Genomic DNA, 20,118 nt, shown 5'->3' with positions numbered 1-20,118 from the left:
AGTGTAACAAGGGCACCCTAGCGGTATGACTAAAGCATTGCCAAACATTCGATATTTACGCTGCTTTTTAGCCGTTGCCGAGTGTAAAAGTATTAGTAGGGCCACAGAGAAAGTATTTCTTTCTCAGCCCGCTATCACACAAGCAATCAGTAAGTTAGAAGCCATCGTTAAGGTGGTGCTTTTCGATCGCAAAAGCGATGGTATGTATATTACTGAGCTGGGGCAGGTGTACGCTGAACGGGTTGAGCGCGCCATGCAAATGCTTTTCGACGGCGTTCATGACGCGATGAAAAGCGCAGGTAATAGTTCGTTAACCCAGGCACGCCACCGCTTTAACTTAATGACCACCACGCAATTACGCGCGTTGATAGCCGTTGCGGCGGCGCGTAACTTTAGTGTGGCCAGTCGCAACATCAATATTTCCCAGTCATCACTTCATCGCTCAGCGAGAGACTTAGAAACCTTGCTGGGTATTAGCCTGTTGGAAAAAGTCAGTACTGGTATCAGCCCAACTAAGTCGGCGTTGTATTTATGCCGAGCCGCCAAGCTCGCATTTTCTGAAATTACCCAAGGCCAGGACGAGATTCAGATCTGCCAAAACAAAGAAGTCGGCGAGATTAAAATAGGCAGTATGCCCTTTGCCCGCACGTCTATTTTGCCTGGCAGCATTATAGATTTTTGTAATCGCTACCCAGACTTTAAAGTAACCGTTACCGACGGCCCTTATGCCGACTTACTCACCCACCTTCGAGAAGGCGATTTAGACCTATTAGTAGGAGCGCTACGCAACCCAACCCCATCGGAAGATGTGGTGCAAGAAGAGCTGATCACGTCGCCATTAGTGATAGTGGCTCGACGCGAACACCCATTGCTCAACGTGGCGACCTTATCGCTACCGCTATTGAGCAAAGCATCATGGGTGGTGCCAATGAAGAACACACCAACAAGAGCTATTTTTGATAGTTTGTTTACCAATCAGGGTACCGATATACCTGAGCGTTTGGTCGAAACTAGCTCTCAAGAAGTCCTCAAGTATTTGTTGAAAGAAAGCGACCGCCTTACTGTCATTTCTACCCATCAAATTACCCACGAACTCGCCAATGGCCAATTTAAAATTCTGCCATTTGCGGTTACTCATGGCGCTAGACCTATCGGGATAACAACGCGTAAGAGCTGGCGTCCTACAACCAATCAGCAGCAAATTATTGAGTTATTGCGGATTAAAGCGGCGCAGTTTTCCGAAACACTGCAACTACCTGCTCAGCCCTAAATCACGAACCACTAGCCGCAAGCTCAGTCACGTGTTCTTGCAATAACGAAATATACAGAGACTGTAATCGGGTTGGGGTCCAGTTGTTCCTCACCGTATAACCAATTTGCCTTGGCTCGTCGTGAAGGTCGATATTGCAAATAGCCAGAATTCCCGCTTGCACGTCTATTTCCACTTGCCGTGCCGGTAACAAGCTAATTCGATTGCTATTGAGCAACAAACCTCGAATGGCGTCTAACGAACTACACTCGATAACCGCTGTGGGTTGGCTCAACCCCAATTGACAGAACATTGCGTCAAACACTTTTCTCGCCGGTGTTCCTTGTTTTGGGGCAACCCAGTTTGCATCGGCCAAATCAGCAACCGTTACCGCCGTAGACCTTGCCAGAGGGTGGGCCGTATTAACAACCAGCGAGAGCGTATCTTGAAACAAAGCAGTTTGAGTAATTTCGTCACTCATCACAGGCTCTCGCAAAGCCCCTACTATGATATCGAGCTGACCGTGAAGTAACGCAGTGAGTTGCTCTTCGTATGTTCCATCAACAATCGACACCTCTGCGTCGGGGGCCGCAGCTAACAATTTTAATACTGTTTTAGGTACAATTTGCGTTCTCGCTAAGGGCAAACTACCCACCTTTATTGTACCGCTGAATCCCCCTTTTAAGGCGGCAATTTCATCTACCCCTTGGGCCAATTCCGCAAAATATAAACCCGCCCACTTTTTTAACTGCCTGGCACGCCAAGTAGATTCAACACCCACAGGAGAGCGTGTGAACAATTTTAACCCGCATAGCATTTCGAGATTTTTAATTGTGCGGTGTAACGTGGGCTGCGCCACGCGCATTTCTGCCGCTGCTGCGGTGTAATTTTGTTTGTCACATACCGTGATCAACGCTGCTAACTGCTTAGACGTTACGCCGCGCTCGAATGCCGAACGTGCACTTTTATCCGCGACAAATAACGCCGCCGCGAAAGATTGTAAATGCGAAAATGCTCGACTAAATCGCGATAAGAAAACTTCGCCCTCACGGGTTACCGACATGCCCGCCACATTGCGGGTAAATAACTTATGCCCCAGTTCATCTTCAAGCTTAAACAAGCTTTGTGTTAATGCACTTTGCGTTACGTGCACTTGGCGAGCCGCCTCAGATAAGTTTTTTAACTTCCTGACTTCTAGTGCGTAGCTTAAATGTCGAATACTTAATAGCAGCATAAAAACATCAAAATAGAAAAATCTAATAGCATTTTACATCTTTCTAAAGGGATATCCACATCATAAAAGCGCATACTTTCATCACAAAATGAGCAGAGGTAATTCACTATGTCTATTTGCGTGACAAACTGTCCTCGCCCCAGTGAAAGCACACTGGCAAAGTATGACAACGCCGAAGTCGCTACCGTCCACGAAGCCCAAGGTCGAAAAGGCCTGATGGCAGAATACATGCGCCCTATCTACCGTTCAGCGATGATCGCAGGACCAGCAGTAACCTGCGAAGTGGCACCGGGTGATAACTGGATGATTCACGTTGCTGTGGAGCAATGTCAGCCGGGCGACGTACTCGTTGTTAAGCCCACCAGCCCGTGTATAGACGGATTCTTCGGTGATTTGCTCGCCACCTCGTTGAAAGCTCGGGGTGTAAAAGGCCTGATTATCGAGGGTGGCGTACGCGACACTGCCACATTGGAAGATATGGCGTTTCCTGTTTGGTCAAAAGCGGTATTTGCTCAAGGTACGGTTAAAGAGACCATTGCAAATGTGAATGTGCCCATTGTTTGCGCTGGTGCACTGGTTCACCCTGGAGACATAATCGTTGCCGATGATGACGGCGTAGTGGTGGTACCGCGAGAAAGCGCTGATGACGTGCACGAAAAAGTACTCAAACGCGTTGCCAATGAAGCTGAAAAACGCGAACGCCTTGCCGCTGGAGAGCTGGGGTTAGACATTTACAATATGCGTGAACGTCTGGCCGAGAAAGGACTGCGATATGTTGACTTCAATGAGGTTAAGGCATGATAGCCACACCTTGTTGTGTGATCCGTGGAGGCACGTCTAAAGGGCTTTACTTCCTTGCCAGTGACCTGCCTTTACAACGCGAAGCCCGAGACACCTTTTTGCTCAAAGCAATGGGCTCGCCTGATCCACGACAAATAGACGGTATGGGAGGCGCGCATCCTCTCACCAGCAAAGTGGCTATTGTCAGCCCATCAACTCACCCTCTAGCAGACGTTGACTATTTGTTCTTGCAAGTGATGGTTGAGCAGGCCGTTGTATCAGATAGCCAAAATTGCGGCAACATCCTAGCGGGTGTCGGCCCATTCGCCATTGAGACCGGTTTAGTAGCAGCCAATGAAGGTGAAACCGATGTACGTGTTCACATGGTAAATACCGGCGCGCTAGCCACCGTTAAGGTCAATACAACACAGGGCAAACCTTGTTATCGCGGTAATACCGCTATAGACGGCGTACCCGGTACAGCCGCTCCCATTTTGATTAACTTTCACGATGTTGCTGGGTCGTCGTGTGGCGCATTATTCCCCACCGGAAATACCACCGACGTGTTCCAAGGGATCACAGTTACCTGCATTGATAACGGTATGCCGATTGTCATGTTAGATGCTGAATCCTTAGGTCTGAAAGGGGATGAATCGCCCTCGGCATTAGAAGCTATGTCGCATGTCAAAGCGCGTATTGAAGCCATTCGGTTAGAAGCCGGAAAAGCCATGAAGTTAGGCGATGTGAGCAACAAAACCGTGCCAAAAATGACATTAGTTTCCTCTCCAAAGCACGGTGGCGTGATCAATACTCGCTCTTTTATTCCTCACCGCGTACATGACGCTATTGGCGTATTAGCCTCGGTCAGTGTGGCTACCGCCTGTGCGGTCAGCGGCACGGTTGCCGCTACCTATGCGCCGCCCACCAATCACCTAGGAGTGATCACAGTAGAACATCCTACGGGGCAATTCGATATTGCGATGGAAGTCAGCGGTGCAGCGGCTATCGACACACTACAAATTACACGATCTGCGCTTGTGCGCACCGCGCGCTTACTAATGCGCGGCGAAATATATGTCGACTAATACCTCTTTATGCGTATCGGTCGTGAAGTACCCATTAATAAGAGTAGGTAAACCACATGATTATTGATTGCCATGGTCACTACACCACCGCTCCCGAAACGCTGCAATTGTTTCGCGATGCTCAATTGAAAGCCTACCAGCAAGGTGGCGTTCTCCCCGAAGTACCCTACATTAGCGATGACGAGATTCAAGAAAGCATTGAACAAAATCAGCTAAAGCTTCTGATAGAACGCGGCTCTGACATGACGATTTTCTCGCCCCGAGCATCTGCTATGGCTCACCATTTAGGTGATGAGCGAGTGTCCAAACAGTGGACGAGTGCATGTAATGACTTAATTAAACGAGTGGTCGATCTTTACCCCAAACAATTCATTGGCGTGTGCCAACTGCCTCAATCACCCGGTGTGCCAATTAAAAATTCTGTCGATGAATTAGAGCGTTGTGTAACCGAACTGGGCTTTGTGGGGTGTAATTTAAACCCTGACCCTTCTGGTGGACATTGGACATCAAAACCACTCACTGATGAAAGTTGGTATCCGTTCTATGAAAAAATGGTGGAACTGGACGTCCCGGCTATGATCCATGTTTCAGGGTCGTGCAATGCGAACTTTCATGCCACTGGTGCCCACTACATGAACGCCGATACCACGGCGTTTATGCAGTTCCTTCAAGGAGATTTATTCAAAGAGTTTCCAACCCTGCGGTTTATTATTCCTCATGGCGGCGGCGCGGTGCCATATCACTGGGGGCGCTACCGAGGCCTTGCCGATATGCTGAAACAGCCACCGTTACGTGAACACGTGATGAAAAACGTCTTCTTTGATACGTGCGTTTATCACCAACAAGGCATCGATTTACTCTTCAATGTTATCGATATCGAAAATATTCTTTTTGGCTCGGAAATGATAGGCGCAGTGCGTGGTATCGACCCAGAAACAGGCTACTACTTTGACGATACAAAGCGGTATGTCGATGCGTTGAATTTGCCCACGGACAAACGTGAGCTAGTTTATTCAGGTAATGCGCGACGGGTTTACCCAAGGCTAGATGCAAAACTCAAATCTATGGGCTTGTAGTCTCAACCTCAGTCTCACCGTTTTTCCCTTTTTGTTTCTCGGTGAGGCTGCTTTTCCCTTATTCACACCTCTCCATCACTGCGGGTACACAAATTCTTTGTTATCATCACTGCGCATTAATGAGGAGTGCAGCGGTTATGGCAAAACACAAACCTGTGGTCGAAATGGTCAGTTATGGCATTCATAGTCAATGGGATGCTGAGGACAAATCGCTACCAAAAGTAAAAGAATTTACCACCTCAATCCCGGCAGAGATTGATATTGAGTTTGGCTTTGTCGTGAATATCAAAAAGGCCAAAGGGAAAGTGCTGCACTATTGCATTTATCACCCCGACATTCCTGACGAAGACGGAATTCCTATGCCGCCATTTGAAGGCCGCGAACACGTGCGCAATAACGACTGGAACTTCTACCTAGGAGACACCTTATGGGAACCAGTCAGCAATAAAATTGGCAATTGGCGCATGACACTCACCCTAGACGATACCGTGATTGCAGACAAAACCTTTTGTGTCGAGAACGACTATCCCTACGAAGGCGCGCAGTTTTGGACTCGCCGAAAGATGAAACACAGACCAGTATAAGCGCAATGCTAATGCTGCATGAGAAAACGATGCGCTAGAGAGTTAATTTAAAAGGTGTCGTATACCTTCTGTACTGTGCGCTCTGCACCACTCACTCGGATAATTTTGCCCTTTAATCGCAAGGTGACAATATCATTCACTTCAGCAATCACTTCACTGTTTGCATAAATCACATCGTCTAATGGTTTACCAACTTCAATGCGTTGCTGCCAATCTTTTGGCAACGCGGGAGGCGGTTGTTGCTTCTTCACCGCTTTGGCATCTAGCTCAGCTTGAGCACTAGATATGGGCGGTGGTGTAGCTTGTGCAAACTGTACCACACTCGCCAAACCCACGGTTAATAAGGCTTTCATTACTGCGTTACGTGTCATGATGCAATTCCGGCTCTTTCCAAACTCTGTTGAGTTATTAGCATACCTGTTTAACTTAAACAAAATATGAACGACGAATGTACAAAAAGTAAATGTTGGCGTGTTCCTTGAAATATCAAGCTATCGAAGGATGTTTTAAGCCCAAAATCCGTTTTTGCGACGGAATTATGACGTTGAGAAAAAGCTATGCTCGCCAATCACACACTCGCTGCGCCGATTATTGTCGTTCCACCATCGCCTATCAAATCGCCCATCGCCCCTCAACGCGGCAATGCAGATATTCTGGAACAATTACTCCCATCATTAGTGGCGATGAACAAACCCGCTGTGAATTTGCAGCGAATTGATCACTATTTGCTAGAGGAAACAGAGCAAGCGCTGATACGTATGGCGAGAATATGCGGCGAATTTGAAGCGGTTAACTACACAGAGAAACGCGGCTTTTTCTGTGCAAATAAACATCAAAACGACGAAATACAACCTAAAATAACGACCCTGAACAAAGACCAGAAATTACAGCATTTGTGGACGTGGGCGCTTCCCAACCTCAATGGTTTAGCCTGGTCACAAGAGCATATTCACTTTGCTGAACACTATGAGCAGGATCGCGATCAAGCCAAGAGTCGGTTTAGTCACCTGACTCATGGGAAACGCGATATTGTCGCCACCATTAAGCACGCAAAAAACACCCTGTCTCTGGTGTTGCAATCACCTACAACACAGTACTTAGTGACTGAATTAAGTACCGCTTAAAAAACGTTTTAAACTGTCTGACTCGTTTAATCGTAGGAATTAATCATACAAAACGAGAAAAATGAATACACATTTATGCAAATGATAACTATTATCGTTAATGTGTATTGATGATAATGAAGGCAGATTGTGAACACGAGCCAAATGACAGCAAGATTTAAAGGCCTTGCTGGCAAACAAAGACAGTTACTCAACAAGCGCTTATTGTTACCCGCGTTGTTAATCGCGCTGTTAGCCGCATCTGACACACGTGCCATTGTGCTACAAGTGTTGTCAGACGCTTTCCTACAGGTGTCAGCTTATGTTTTCGCGTCGCTCGCGGTCTACTACGCGCTTACGCAAAAATTGAAGCCTGAAACCGTTGGCGCTTTTATGAAGGCTCACCCTTTTTATGAAGTTATCATCGCAACGGTATTAGGCGCTCTGCCAGGGTGTGGTGGTGCCATCATAGTTGTCACTCAATTTACACGCGGCGTTGCCAGCTTCGGCGCCGTGGTCGCTGTATTAACCGCAACCATGGGCGACGCGGCATTTTTGCTGTTAGCCCAGTCTCCTTATGACGCACTGGTAGTCATGGGTATCAGCATGGTTGTAGGTATATCTTCGGGCCTCATCGTCAATACTATCCACGCCCGCGATGCGTTTATGCCGGCGCAAGACACGCTTAATTCACATGCGTCCGACTGTAACGAAAACTCACTCACTTACGTGCAAGCAACGTCGGTCAAGTTCTGGCGAGTGGTGTTTATCCCTGCCGGAATCTTTGCTGTGCTATTGTCTTTTCAAGTAAACATAGAACAATCGCTCGGCCTTCCTGCCCAGTCAGTTACCCTGTTTGGTGCGCTTTGCGGGCTTCTGGCCGTTGTACTGTGGGCACTGTCGTCATCGGGGAAGAGTTACGCGTCGGTTACCGCTGAAGAACCCATTAGCGCAAATACAACCTGGCTAAAAAAAGCGGCACTGGATACACAGTTTGTCACCAGTTGGGTAGTGGTGGCTTTCATCGGCTTTGAATTAGTTGTGCATTGGTTTGGGCTTGACCTTGCTGATATTGCCTCCCATTGGGGAGTACTTACGGTCATAGGTGCGGTGACTGTGGGTTTATTACCGGGTTGTGGGCCTCAGATCATGGTAACCACTTTGTACTTAAATGGTGTTTTGCCGTTTTCTGCTCAAATTGCCAACGCCATTAGCAATGACGGCGATGCATTGTTCCCCGCAATTGCATTGGCTCCCCGCGCTGCGCTATTTGCCACTTTGTACTCAACCATTCCCGCGCTCGTAGTGGGCTTAGGCTATTACGCCTTGTTTGAGATGTAAGTTCGCCGCTCCTCTTTTCAGGTTCGAATCAGGGGAGCGCGAATCCTTCGAGCATCAATCCATAGTCACTGCGCGAACCTAACACCATTACTTTTCCCCGCTCGGGAAAATGTTCTCGCTGTGTACCCGTCATACACAAATTGCCATCTTGCAACTCATCGGTTTCCATTATTTCTAATCTATTGCGGCAGTGTTTTTTCCCACCTCGCTTGCGAAAGTCCATATACTCTTGCACGTCAATTTGGGCCGATATCAAATGCAGCCCTATCGGTAACCCTCGGCTGATGGAAATCCAGGTCATCATGAAAAATATGAAAGGCATCAAGCCAATAGACAGCTTTCCTTTATAGTTATGACCCAAACGCTGATGTAATTTAGGATCTTTAGCCAAACACACAAACCACATCACTGTCATCGCTAGACCAATAAACCAAATCAGCCCCGAGGTGCTATCTGCCCACCATTTCGCCGTCATAAATTCATAGAACATCGCGGGAATCGTGAGCCCAACCATGGCAAAAAAGGTGCCCATGAGTATCTGAGTGATCAGTAATTGTTCCGACCATTTTGGCTTTTCTTCTGGCTCTAAAAAGGCTTCTTCGTGCTCACCCTCAACGTTACCGCGCTGTTGCTTCTTTTCTTCCAACATCGCCAAAGCGGCAGTATACCGTTCGGGGTATTGCGCTTGATTGACACTGGCGACAACGTCTTCGAGTTCTTCAATAGTGTACTGACTATAATCGGGAGCTTGGTTATCGTTATTCACTTCCACATCCTTGGCTTCAATCTCTACATGACGACTGAGTAGAGCGCTGAGAATCTGTTATCTCGTTAATGATGTCAACAAGTTGCTAATGCATTGCAATACTTGTTATTGAACGTTTCGACTGTCGAAACAAGACGAAAAATAGCTGATGAATAACCGCAATTCTGTGACTAATAGCAGTATTCTTCACCGTTTGAATTGTCGTATAATAGAGCAGCAATCAACGGAATGTATTCATACAATATCCGACTCGTTAAGCACTCACCACAACGATGAGTTCAACGATGCAAACGAGTCGTCCCTACAAGAATAATCAATAAAGTTCACAACAATCATTGTCCTGTTTTCGCCCACTGGCGAATAGACAGCACGATGTGTTTAATCGTTTTTAATCAGTGTTAAGGGTGTCTATGTCATCGCAACCAGTGCCTCAACAGCAGGCGCATTTCTGGCCAATTATTATTATGGCAATGGGTACGTTTATTCTTGGGTTAACCGAGTTTGCGTCCATGTCTATGCTGCCTTTAATTGCGGCTTCTTTCGATGTCAGTCCTTCCATGGCGGGAAATGTCATCAGTGGCTATGCCATTGGTGTAGTGATTGGTGCCCCATTGTTTATGTTGCTAACAAACAAAACCAACCGCCGAACCGCGCTGATTTTATTCGCAACCATGATGTTCATCGCCAATGGCTTGAGTGCAATAGCGTCTTCACTGACAGAACTCGTTGTCTACCGCGTATTGAGCGGGTTACCTCACGGCGCATACTTTGGTACGGCTTTATTAGTGGCTTCGGGCATGGCACCGAAAGGCAAGCGTGCTAGCTATATGTCGAAAGTGTTTGCCGGCTTGACCATTGCTACCATCGTGGGTGTACCTATGGCGACATTAGTAGGGCAAGCGATGAGTTGGCGCGTGTGTATGGCTATCGTGGCAGTACTCGCCCTTGCCGCAACGGTGTTAATTTACTTTGTGGTGCCGAGTAGTCCGGTAACCGAGCCTACCCGTTTGCGAGAAGAATTCAGCGTGCTTAAAAACAAATTGGTGTGGTCTATATCCGGTATCATCTTTATCGGTTTTGGCGGCGTATTTTGTATTTATACCTATTTGGCCGACACCATTATTAATGTGACCGAGTCACCAGAAGTCACCATCTCTGTTGCTATGATGATGTTTGGTATTGGCACCACAATCGGCAATTTGGTATGCGGCCGTTTGGCAGACCGTTCACCTATCGCTACAACGGGTATCGCCCTTTTGTGTAGTGTGGGTATCTCCATCATGTACGTGTTCGCTGCGCACAACATATATTGGCTTTACGCCAGTGTATTTTGCCTCGGCGCAAGCGTAGGTTTAGCCTCTGTTATCCAATCGATGCTACTCGACGTGTCTCCCAAAGGTCACGCCATGATAGGGGCATTAGTGCAGTGCGCCTTTAATACGGCCAATGCAATAGGCCCTTGGGTTGGCGGCTCTTTACTTGCGACCGGTGCCACCTTCAATATGACAGGCTACGCGTCTGCAATGCTGTTCTTTGGCGGCTTTATTATGTGGGGCTTAAGCTACATGCAAATGCGCCAACGCCCCGCGCTTTGCACAGCTTAGAATACCCTTCACTCGTACTCACACGTTCTCCAAGAGGGCTTTAATTTGCTGACGAACCCACGTTCGCAAAGGGTCTTCTTGAGTACGTGGGTGCCAAACCTGTTCCACTTTAATATCAGGCACACTGATTGGTGGAGGCTGACAAATAAGGTCATCACACAGCCCCGTGGCGTGTTGAGCTACAGGTTGTAGGCACGTGAGTAATAAGTCACTGTGACGAATAACATGGGGCAACACTACAAAGCTCGACGCCCCGGCGATCACTTCTCGGTGTTTGCCTTCAGCAGCCAAGGCTTTATCCACCACACCATGCAAATCTCCGGTTAAACTCGTGACAACATGCTGGCCGCTCAAAAAGCTCTCCAGCGTGAGTTTTGGCTTGCACAATGGGTTGTGTTTGTCGTGCAGCACACAAAATGGAAAATGCCCTAAAGTCTGACGATAAAATTGGTTCGGCAGATCTTTGTAAAAGCCCGCTATGGCAATGTCACACTCGCCTTGCTCTAACGCCCTAAGCGGTAACTGCCCCCCTGTATTGTGGGTAATAATTTTCACTTTCGGGGCTTGGGTACGCACCAACTCAATTAACTTGGGTAACAAGATCAATTCCATAAAATCTGTGGTGTAGATATGAATTTGATCGTCGCGATTCAGTGCATCTTGAGCATCCGACTCACGATAGAAGCGCTCCAAACTCTTCACTAAGCAACACACTTCTCGCGCCATTTTGTCGGCTTTGGGCGTGGGCGTTAAGCCTCGACCTGTGCGCGCAAAAAGCGGGTCTTCGAACTCGCTGCGCAATTTGTTGAGTTTATGGCTAAGCGCTGGCTGACTTAAGTTCATCCGTGCTGAAGCACGGCTAAGGTTGCGCTCTTCATACAACACAGTGAACAGATATAGGAGGTTAAAGTCTTTACTCGCGATATTCATAATTTGGAATACTTTTATTAAAAACATTCATTTTAATAAAGTAAACCTCACCCCTATATCATTAGTCAAGATGACAAATAACGACAGCGAGGATTTTCATGACTCAACTTTTTGACGAGTTTTCTCTAAAAGGCGTAACACTACGCAACCGTATTGCGGTGCCCCCGATGTGCCAATACAGCGCAGAAGATGGATTCACCAATGAATGGCATCAAGCACATTATACGAGTTTAGCTCGGGGTGGAGCTGGCTTGGTAATTGTTGAAGCCACTGGCGTTTCACCTGAAGGCCGAATTTCACCAGCTTGTTTGGGGCTTTGGGATGACGCTCATGTGTCTGGACTAGAAAAAATTGCCACCAATATCAAAGCAGCAGGCGCGGTACCTGGCATTCAAATTGCCCACGCAGGTCGCAAAGCCAGCGCCCATAAACCTTGGGAAGGCGACGACCATATTGCAGCCGACGATCCAAGCGGTTGGGAGCCTATCGGGCCTTCGGCTGAAGCCTTTGGCGCCAATTTACCACGCACACCCAAAGCCATGACTCACGATGATATTCATCGGGTGAAAAACGACTTTGTCGCAGCCGCTAAACGTGCTCTTTCTGCAGGTTTTGAGTGGTTAGAATTGCACTTCGCTCACGGCTACCTTGCACAAAGCTTTTACTCACCGCACGCCAATAAGCGTACCGACGAATATGGCGGTGATTTAGCGGGAAGAAGTCGCTTTATGCTGGAAACACTCGCGGCAGTGCGCGAAGTATGGCCAGACGAATTTCCGTTAACCATTCGCTTTGGTGTGATCGAATACGACGGCGACGACGAACGTATGCTCAGTGAATCGGTACAAGTATCTAAATGGTTCAAAGAAGGTGGTGCTGACTTTATCAGCGTGAGCATTGGTTTTAACACGCCCGATGCCAATATCCCTTGGGGGCCAGCATTCCTTGCGCCTGTGGCAGAACGCATTCGCAACGAGGTAGACATTCCCGTTGCCAGTGCGTGGGGTATCGACACACCCGCACTCGCTAACGGAACCATTGAAAAGTCGCAGCTTGATGTAGTAATGGTAGGCCGAGCATTATTGGCTAACCCTCATTGGCCATACTATGCGGCGAAAAAGCTGAATGTTGAAAACCCATCTTGGGTATTGCCTGCGCCTTACGCCCATTGGTTGGCTCGTTATGCGCCAGCTGCTGAAGAATAAGCATTCTTAAGATAATATTTCAGTAAAAACAATGCCGTAACAGTGATGCTGATACGGTATTGTTAATTTTTAAACGCGCCTCGTTTTTTGCTAACCGCAACGATCCACCGGCACATTACTCGGTGCAACCATTTGCGCTTCGCTCTTATGAACTGGCACATCTACTTTGCCACTGGCAATCACTTCACCTAATTGCCATAGCCGCCATTCGCCACGCTCGTATATATCCCATTGTTCATCGTGGGTCAGTGGTTCGGTAGCAATGATGCTCACCACATCTTTGGGCGTGGTTTCTGAAGCAAAATCAATTTCTACTTCAACGTCTTTTAAACAAGCTGGACCAAATGGCGCTCGGCGCGTAATACTGGCTAACTTGGTGCTACAGAAAGTAAACAGCCAATCGCCATTGCTCAGTAAGCAATTAAACACACCTTGCTCGGCGTATTCTTTTGATAAAGCCACCAGCATGGTCGCTAACTGTTCTGGCATGGCGTCGCGGGGTAAGCTTTGCCGAACCTGATTCATCAGGTCGCAAAACAATTCCTCACTATCGGTGTCGCCAATGGCTTCATACATTCCCACTCGACGGGTAAACCCCGGGATTTGCCCATTGTGAGCGAACACCCAATAACGCCCCCACAGCTCTCGAGTAAAAGGGTGAGTATTGGCGAGATTGATATTACCGACATTGGCCTGTCGAATATGGCAAATGGCCGTTTTACTTTTAATCGGAAGCTTGGAGACAAATTCAGCAATTTGCGAGGTGGCGCAGGGTTCGGGGTCGTGAAACAAACGTACGCCTTTCCCCTCGTAAAAGGCGACGCCCCAACCGTCTTTGTGCGGGCCGGTTTCACCACCACGGCGAGTTAGGCCCGTAAAACTAAAACACAAATCAGTGGGGGTATTGGCACTCATGCCAAGTAACTCACACATTTCACTTTCTCCTAGGGCGCTGTATGCCTGAAGCATAAACAAGCCACAACAGCGATTCAACTCACTTTACGCATTGCGTAATTCAGTCATTGCCCATAGGTGAACAGTAATTGGAACAAAGCCCCTGCTGGGGGCTATCCTGTAATGCTTAGCAAGGCATATACATACGCATTTCACTACAGATAATTAACGCTTGGGTTTGTTTTTTAAATTGCTCAAAATGCCCAGCCACAAAATGTTGCTCTAAATCTTCTTGGCTTCGCCAACGCTCAATGACCACGTACTCTATAGAGTCTTCGTGCGAGCGGCGCCCTAAGTCATATTGTTCACATCCCGCTTCTTCTCTGGAATGTTGTTGTAGCGTTTTGAGGGCCGACAATAAGGCCTCTGCATTAGCAAAACTGCAGTTTAATGTCGCAGTCACTTGAATCATATCTACACCTCTCTATCGGTATACATCATTGATGAACACCGATTATTATTTGTCCCACACGGGTGAAAAGTCAGGCGTTGCTTGGCGATCACCACAATCTAAACCGTCAATGGCTTTCATTTCTTGTGTCGACAAGGTTAATTCAGCGCCTTTGAGGTTGGTTGCCAAATTCGCTTTTTTGGTAGAAGAAGGAATGGTTGCCATACCGTGACCTAACTCCCACGCCACTACCACTTCTGCTGGCGTTACCCCGTGCTGCTCTGCAATATCTTTAATCAAGCGGTCTTTGAGTACTTTTCCTACAGCAAAAGGCATATAACCCGTAATATGAATACCTTGTGATCTACTGTAATCACGTAGAGTTTGGTTTACCAAATACGGATGAACTTCTACCTGATTAGTAAAAATGTCACTCGCCGATGCCACTTGTTTGGCTTCTTCTAAATGGGCAATAGTGAAGTTAGACACCCCCATGTGCTTAGTGTACTGCTTTTCTCGCGCTTCAAGCATTTGAGTTAAATATGCTTCCATTGGTTCATTATTTGGTGGTGAAGGCCAATGCACCAATAGCAAATCTACATAATCTAATTTGAGTTTACGCAGACTTTCTTCAACACTTGGCAGTACTTTTGACTGGGTGAGCTGGGCATTCCATACTTTGGTAGTGACAAATAAATGGTCGCGATCAATACCACTGTCTTTGATGGCTTGGCCAACCGCTTCCTCATTACCATAAATTTGCGCAGTGTCGATGTGGCGATAGCCCAAATCTAGGGCATCCATCACAGATTGATAAGCCACTTGCCCCTCAAGGCGGAATGTACCTACCCCAAGTTGCGGCATAGCCGTGTTTGCTGTCGTCATTGTTTATCCTCTTATTTTATCCGTTTGTTGTTTGCTACGATGTCGCCGTAATTCAGATCGCTATGCGACTAGTTGTTGTTATTTATGCACAAACTATCAGCTAGGTTCTACCGCACAATACGCAGATTATGGCCGTTTAGCGATACATCTCATCAACAACATAAGATAATGAGTCGGGCTCAAATTACCTTTGTCGCGCTATTTCATAGTGCATATAAAAGTGTTATTTTTTAGCCTGATTTTTGTCAGTACTGAAAGGATTCTTATGAATACTCAATTATTTAAGCGTTTACTTATTGGTTCTTCTGTCACTTGTGCTTTGTTGTCAGGCTGTTCAGCAACAGATTCATCTAGAAATGATGCCGCAACATCAAACTATACGCCCTCAGCCAGCGCTCCAGCTGGGAAAACCATTGTACTCCCCAATTTGGTCAATTACGCCGAGAATGCGTCGGTTCCACAAGCAGTAAAAGATGAATGTAATACGCCTAACCAATTTGCCGACTTTTTAAAAACGTTTAGCCAAGCAAATGGATACACTGTTGTGAGTGCTGATCAAGCCAATAGCAACACCTTGGTACTGGATGTTGAGATAGATCAGGTGCATGCTCCTGCCGGTGGTGCTTGGTCTGGCCCTAAATTTGTTATTGCTAGCGGCACATTGCAAAAAAATGGTGAGCAGCTTGGTGACTTTAAAGTACGCAGAACAACAACAGGTGGCGCGTTTGCCGTATTTAAAGGCGTATGCTCGTTGGTAGGTCGAGACGTGAAAACAATGTCTAAAGACATCAGCACTTGGTTAGACAACCCGGCCACAAACAGCCGTTTGGGTGAGCTCTAAAGCCAGATAGAGATTAGACAAGAGTCACCCACACACCAATAAGGTGACTCTCTGCGTGATACATTTTTACAATCGCGTTGTTAGTATCTCAACAACGCGATTGTAGATGATTTCATGTGCATTCCATGAATATCCGCCACTGGTATTCACAAACTGCACAACCACAGTATCAAGACTGGGATGATAACGCGCGATACTGGAATAACCCGGTAAGAGCCCGGTATGTCCTCGAACGTAAATTTCATCATAAATTGCTTGTTCAGCAGGGGTAAAAAGTTGGCCCTTGTTTAACGCTCGAATAAACACACCAACATCGCTGATGGTCGCAACCATAGAGCCGGGAGCGGTAACATAGTTAATTTCAGTGAGCGGGCCGTCGTAACCTTTGATATAACCACTGACTATCTCATCTTGATCTAGTGGCTCCATCGAACCAAAAGTCTGCGACAACCCTAACGGCTTTACAATATGTTGCTGAATGTAATCTTGATAGCGATAGCCCAAAGCCCTATCGATGATCTCTCCGATTAAAATGTAGTTGGTATTGCAATACTGATAGTCAGTACCGGGCACAAACTCGGCAGGTTTATCATAAGCAAAAGCTAATGCATCCTGCGCATTTTGGGGCGGCTCAAACCATGGGAATCCTTCTGCGTCACTGTGATTGGGAATACCACTTCGATGCTGCACCAACATACGCAGCGTAATCTTATTGGCATACTCGAAATGGTTTGCAATATCAGGCAGTAATTGAGCGAGAGTATCATCTAGCGACAAGGTATCTGCTTCAACAAGTTTCGCTACGGCAGCCGCAATATAGAGTTTACTAATACTGGCTATTTTAAAATAAGCGTGAGGGTCTGCTGGCGTTTTTGCATCCCTGTCTTTCCACCCACTGGCATACAATTCAGGAGCTTGGTTACCCTGCTGAATATAAATAATAATCCCGTCCAACTGGCGCTCTATTGCTTCATCAGCTTGCGCTTGCACGTTCGACGGAAGGGGTGAGAAGTAAGTTTGCAGTATTAACCAAGGAACAAAATAAAGTGACACGGCAATGATGCTCATTGCAACGCTCGCCCTTACCCAAAATGCGCGACTTTTATTCATGATCATAAAGCTTGTCTGTCGCCGCTTTTAATTTGGCGTGAGGTAAGAACTGATCAGTAATGGTCAAAATAGCATGTAAGTTGTTTTGCAATTTATCTAACGCTATATCTCCGGGTTTGACCGCCGTTTGTAACAAATGAATAGCCATATCGGCCAACAACAAGCGTTGCTTCTCTAACCACGCATCGTCGCCTTTCGCGGCGGGATGTACCAAATAGCTCGACTCCACCACACTGTGTAGTTCCCAGCTCGTTTTTATGAAGTTGGCGCGTTGTTCTTCAGTCATGGGGGCATCCTTTCTGTTCCAAGACAAGAGTACACAGCTTTGGGTGACAAGGTCGACTGCTAATGCGTAACAAACTGTTTAATTGCCATACCATCACACCGGACACGTGACGTACAACTGTAGATAAGGTATTGTATTTAATGAACTATGGATTGAGTGGCGCAATATGGGCGCCATGCATATAACAGCAACCAAGGAAGTAATAATGCAAGACGACAACAAACTATATTGGGGCATGCCCCTTAATACCTACTGCATGCTCCTTCACCTTAGTCAGTTGAGCAGTATTGTGATCCCAGGATTAGGTTTCATTTTACCTATCGTATTGTGGGCAGCGAATAAAGACCAACACCCCGACATCGATAGACACGGCAAAGTTACCGTGAACTGGCTAATCAGTGCCTTCATTTATTACGTTGTCTGTGTCATCTTGATTGTTATGTTTGTCGGTATTCTCGGGATCATTGTACTGGGGATTTTGAATCTTATTTTTGCTATCGTCGCAGGAATAAAAGCCAACAATGGTGAACTTTGGGTATACCCACTGAGCTTCAAGTTTTTTAGATATTGATTCAAAATTTTTTTATAAAAAAGTTAGTGTATTTCATCACGCCCAATCGTTAGACATTTGATAACGTAAGTTTAACAGGGTGTAAAATATGAAATATGCGATATTGGCTGTACTGGCCTTTTTTGGCGCGCTGGTACAGGCAATGCCACTACAGTCATCACTTTTTATTAAAACAGCGGGTAACCCCGCCGAATCATTCCCCCTCACGTGGCACTCACTCGACCAGCATACATGGGAATTAAAAAGTGATTTTCAGGGATTAACAATCCAAGTAAACCAAAAGCAGAATGTGTGGGAGTTTTCGCTGACTGCCAACCAAACACTTCACTTCAATCTGCAAAACCGTTACCTCACACAGTTTGCTTACGATGAGTCGGAATTTTTAATGCCCGGGCTGTGGTATAAGAAAAACGACCGTTCATCACTCGGCGCACCGTCTATTAAAGAGGCACAAAGCTGGAGTTTTAGAGAAGACCGCTTGAGCACACCAATTACTGGCGTTTTTGACGTAAAAAGTGGTCAAACGGTGACAATCCTTCGCGATGATATCGCCCAAACAGATTCACTCGCAGTGCCGGTTACTGGTGAAATTATGCTGAATAGCCACACCGATCTTGGCAGCTTGGGTTTTGGTGTTGAGCAGGGTCGGGCGTATTTGCAATTTGGTTATCCCTATGAAGAGGCACCTAAAACCTACATTCGAAAACTCACCCTCGCCCCGCAATCACAAGCCTTTATGGCTATGAAAAAAGGGCAAACCATAACATTGCGCTATCAAATTCAAACCCAACACGCTGACAATTTCTCAGATTTTGTTCGTCAGACTTGGCAGTACAGTATTGATAATAAGCAGCCTCAGTCAATTGCTAACGCAATGAGTACTGACGACGTGAAAGCGTATCTCAGCCAGTTTTATGTGCAAAGTTACATTGAAAATAACGAACTTGCGGGATTTTCCGGCGTCCACTTAACCACCGCCAATGCAGAAACCAAACAGCTTTATGAAATAGGTTTTGTCGGACGTGTGTTATTGAATGCCTTCAATGCCATGGAATATGGCGAGCAGGTAAATAACCCTCAACTTATTGAAATGGCGAAGAAGACTTTCGACGCGTATCTGAAAAATGGTTTCAATAAACAGGGCTTTTGGCGTGAAGTGGTCGACTTTGATCACCCTCGCGAAGAGTTAGCCAACACCCTATCAATAAGAAGACAGTCTGAAGGCATTTACGCAGCACTGCTGTATATGCAATATCAAAAGCACAAAGGTATTGATATGTCTGTGTGGGACAGCAAAATCCACCATTTGCTCAACCAGCTAGCAAGGCTACAAACTCAAGAAGGAGCGTTTCCTCGTAAATTCACACCAAAATCGGCCATTATCGATGGTTCTGGTGGTAGTTCGCCGTCTGCCGTTTTGGCTTATGTTATGGCTTACAAATACTTCAATGAGCCCAAATACTTAGCCATTGCCAAGCACACGGCTCGCTATCTCGAAGCAGAAATTGTGCAACCGGCGGAGTATTTTTCTTCCACACTTGACGCTAACTGCGTAGACAAAGAAGCCGCCTTTTATACAGCAATGGCATTTTATTACCTTGCTCTAGTCACCGACGACGCTGAGCAACAGCAATACACACAACTCACAGAGAAAGCGAATTACTTTGTGATGTCTTGGTATTACACCTGGGATGTACCTTTCGCCAAAGGCCAAATGTTAGGTGATGTAGGTTTTAAATCCCGCGGATGGGGCAATGTTTCAGTAGAGAACAATCACATCGACGTGTTTATTTTCGGCTACCTCGATGTGTTGAACTGGTTAGCAGAGAAAAAAGGAGATACTCGCCTAGCAAACTTTGCTGATGTCATTGAATCTTCGATGAAGAGTCAGCTACTGCCACGAGAAGGACACATGTTCAACATTGGTAAAGTGGGTTATTACCCAGAAGTGGTGCAACACACCAATTGGGATTACGGTCACTTTGGTAAAGGGTTTTACAACGACATTTTCGCGCCGGGGTGGGTGGTAGCATCGTTGTGGGAAATGTTAACTCCGCATCGAGCAGCAGATTTTCTGCAAGCAAAGCACTCGCAGCGTTAACAGGCTCTAAATACGACTATTA

General features: G+C 46.6%; 21 protein-coding genes. 12 read left to right on the top strand and 9 right to left on the bottom strand.

What is annotated here, in order from left to right; translation table 11 throughout:
- Positions 1 to 25 precede the first annotated feature (25 nt).
- Positions 26 to 1,270, top strand: a complete 1,245-nt coding sequence (locus ACXAH6_RS04880; protein ID WP_474875515.1) for a LysR family transcriptional regulator — start codon at positions 26 to 28, stop codon at positions 1,268 to 1,270.
- 1 nt (position 1,271) lies between these two features.
- Here the strand turns inward: ACXAH6_RS04880 and ACXAH6_RS04875 are convergent, their stop codons facing one another.
- The gene (locus ACXAH6_RS04875) at positions 1,272 to 2,483 is read right to left on the bottom strand and encodes a LysR family transcriptional regulator (protein WP_474875514.1); all 1,212 of its coding nucleotides are present in this window, start codon (positions 2,481 to 2,483) and stop codon (positions 1,272 to 1,274) included.
- A gap of 108 nt (positions 2,484 to 2,591) precedes the next feature.
- On the opposite strand from ACXAH6_RS04875, the gene ACXAH6_RS04870 reads away from it, so the two are divergent.
- From ACXAH6_RS04870 to ACXAH6_RS04855, 4 genes are all read left to right on the top strand, one after another.
- Positions 2,592 to 3,284, top strand: a complete 693-nt coding sequence (locus ACXAH6_RS04870) for a 4-carboxy-4-hydroxy-2-oxoadipate aldolase/oxaloacetate decarboxylase (protein ID WP_474875513.1) — start codon at positions 2,592 to 2,594, stop codon at positions 3,282 to 3,284.
- Complete coding sequence (locus ACXAH6_RS04865; RefSeq protein ID WP_474875512.1) at positions 3,281 to 4,348, top strand: 4-oxalomesaconate tautomerase; 1,068 nt, start codon at positions 3,281 to 3,283, stop codon at positions 4,346 to 4,348. Before ACXAH6_RS04870 ends, ACXAH6_RS04865 begins: the two co-directional genes overlap by 4 nt.
- A gap of 56 nt (positions 4,349 to 4,404) precedes the next feature.
- Positions 4,405 to 5,424: an amidohydrolase family protein gene (locus tag ACXAH6_RS04860; RefSeq protein ID WP_474875511.1), complete on the top strand. Its 1,020-nt coding sequence runs from the start codon at positions 4,405 to 4,407 to the stop codon at positions 5,422 to 5,424.
- A gap of 137 nt (positions 5,425 to 5,561) precedes the next feature.
- Positions 5,562 to 6,008, top strand: a complete 447-nt coding sequence (locus ACXAH6_RS04855; protein ID WP_474875510.1) for a DUF3859 domain-containing protein — start codon at positions 5,562 to 5,564, stop codon at positions 6,006 to 6,008.
- 47 nt (positions 6,009 to 6,055) lie between these two features.
- Here the strand turns inward: ACXAH6_RS04855 and ACXAH6_RS04850 are convergent, their stop codons facing one another.
- A complete protein-coding gene (locus ACXAH6_RS04850) occupies positions 6,056 to 6,379 on the bottom strand; it encodes a hypothetical protein (protein WP_474875509.1) in 324 nt (107 codons plus the stop codon).
- A gap of 186 nt (positions 6,380 to 6,565) precedes the next feature.
- On the opposite strand from ACXAH6_RS04850, the gene ACXAH6_RS04845 reads away from it, so the two are divergent.
- Positions 6,566 to 7,132 carry a hypothetical protein gene (locus tag ACXAH6_RS04845; RefSeq protein WP_474875508.1) on the top strand — a complete coding sequence of 189 codons (567 nt, stop codon included), beginning with the start codon at positions 6,566 to 6,568 and terminating at the stop codon, positions 7,130 to 7,132.
- Between the two features lie 144 nt (positions 7,133 to 7,276).
- Entirely contained in the window at positions 7,277 to 8,452 is a 1,176-nt protein-coding gene (locus ACXAH6_RS04840) for a putative manganese transporter (RefSeq protein ID WP_474875507.1), read from the top strand.
- Between the two features lie 28 nt (positions 8,453 to 8,480).
- Here the strand turns inward: ACXAH6_RS04840 and ACXAH6_RS04835 are convergent, their stop codons facing one another.
- Positions 8,481 to 9,218 (bottom strand): hypothetical protein, encoded by a 738-nt coding sequence (locus ACXAH6_RS04835; protein ID WP_474875506.1) that lies wholly within the window; start codon positions 9,216 to 9,218, stop codon positions 8,481 to 8,483.
- Positions 9,219 to 9,628: 410 nt separating this feature from the next.
- On the opposite strand from ACXAH6_RS04835, the gene ACXAH6_RS04830 reads away from it, so the two are divergent.
- Positions 9,629 to 10,822, top strand: coding sequence for an MFS transporter (locus tag ACXAH6_RS04830; RefSeq protein WP_474875505.1), 1,194 nt, complete (start codon positions 9,629 to 9,631; stop codon positions 10,820 to 10,822).
- Positions 10,823 to 10,840: 18 nt separating this feature from the next.
- On the opposite strand, the gene ACXAH6_RS04825 is transcribed toward ACXAH6_RS04830, so the two are convergent.
- On the bottom strand, positions 10,841 to 11,752 hold the full coding sequence (locus ACXAH6_RS04825; RefSeq protein WP_474875504.1) for a LysR family transcriptional regulator: 912 nt from the start codon (positions 11,750 to 11,752) through the stop codon (positions 10,841 to 10,843).
- A gap of 98 nt (positions 11,753 to 11,850) precedes the next feature.
- Here ACXAH6_RS04825 and ACXAH6_RS04820 point away from each other — a divergent pair, with 98 nt between their 5' ends.
- The gene (locus ACXAH6_RS04820; protein WP_474875503.1) at positions 11,851 to 12,957 is read left to right on the top strand and encodes an NADH:flavin oxidoreductase/NADH oxidase; all 1,107 of its coding nucleotides are present in this window, start codon (positions 11,851 to 11,853) and stop codon (positions 12,955 to 12,957) included.
- 90 nt (positions 12,958 to 13,047) lie between these two features.
- On the opposite strand, the gene ACXAH6_RS04815 is transcribed toward ACXAH6_RS04820, so the two are convergent.
- The 3 genes from ACXAH6_RS04815 to dkgB form a co-directional block, all read right to left on the bottom strand.
- A complete protein-coding gene (locus ACXAH6_RS04815; protein ID WP_474875502.1) occupies positions 13,048 to 13,890 on the bottom strand; it encodes a class II glutamine amidotransferase in 843 nt (280 codons plus the stop codon).
- A gap of 148 nt (positions 13,891 to 14,038) precedes the next feature.
- On the bottom strand, positions 14,039 to 14,323 hold the full coding sequence (locus ACXAH6_RS04810) for a putative quinol monooxygenase (protein ID WP_474875501.1): 285 nt from the start codon (positions 14,321 to 14,323) through the stop codon (positions 14,039 to 14,041).
- A gap of 45 nt (positions 14,324 to 14,368) precedes the next feature.
- Entirely contained in the window at positions 14,369 to 15,187 is an 819-nt protein-coding gene (gene dkgB, locus ACXAH6_RS04805) for a 2,5-didehydrogluconate reductase DkgB (protein ID WP_474875500.1), read from the bottom strand.
- Between the two features lie 265 nt (positions 15,188 to 15,452).
- On the opposite strand from dkgB, the gene ACXAH6_RS04800 reads away from it, so the two are divergent.
- Complete coding sequence (locus ACXAH6_RS04800) at positions 15,453 to 16,028, top strand: hypothetical protein (protein WP_474875499.1); 576 nt, start codon at positions 15,453 to 15,455, stop codon at positions 16,026 to 16,028.
- A gap of 66 nt (positions 16,029 to 16,094) precedes the next feature.
- Here the strand turns inward: ACXAH6_RS04800 and ACXAH6_RS04795 are convergent, their stop codons facing one another.
- Both ACXAH6_RS04795 and ACXAH6_RS04790 read right to left on the bottom strand, forming a co-directional pair.
- Positions 16,095 to 17,138: a serine hydrolase domain-containing protein gene (locus tag ACXAH6_RS04795; RefSeq protein ID WP_474875498.1), complete on the bottom strand. Its 1,044-nt coding sequence runs from the start codon at positions 17,136 to 17,138 to the stop codon at positions 16,095 to 16,097.
- Positions 17,131 to 17,424 (bottom strand): hypothetical protein, encoded by a 294-nt coding sequence (locus tag ACXAH6_RS04790; protein WP_474875497.1) that lies wholly within the window; start codon positions 17,422 to 17,424, stop codon positions 17,131 to 17,133. The genes ACXAH6_RS04795 and ACXAH6_RS04790 overlap by 8 nt, the downstream gene beginning before the upstream one ends.
- 205 nt (positions 17,425 to 17,629) lie before the next feature.
- Here ACXAH6_RS04790 and ACXAH6_RS04785 point away from each other — a divergent pair, with 205 nt between their 5' ends.
- Both ACXAH6_RS04785 and ACXAH6_RS04780 read left to right on the top strand, forming a co-directional pair.
- On the top strand, positions 17,630 to 17,995 hold the full coding sequence (locus ACXAH6_RS04785) for a DUF4870 domain-containing protein (protein ID WP_474875496.1): 366 nt from the start codon (positions 17,630 to 17,632) through the stop codon (positions 17,993 to 17,995).
- Between the two features lie 88 nt (positions 17,996 to 18,083).
- Entirely contained in the window at positions 18,084 to 20,096 is a 2,013-nt protein-coding gene (locus tag ACXAH6_RS04780) for a hypothetical protein (protein WP_474875495.1), read from the top strand.
- Positions 20,097 to 20,118: the final 22 nt, after the last annotated feature.

The organism is Alteromonas sp. ABE4_545, assembly GCF_056161325.1.
The sequence above is the reverse complement of the archived record's forward strand: the minus strand, read 5'-3'. Positions and strand labels throughout refer to the sequence as shown.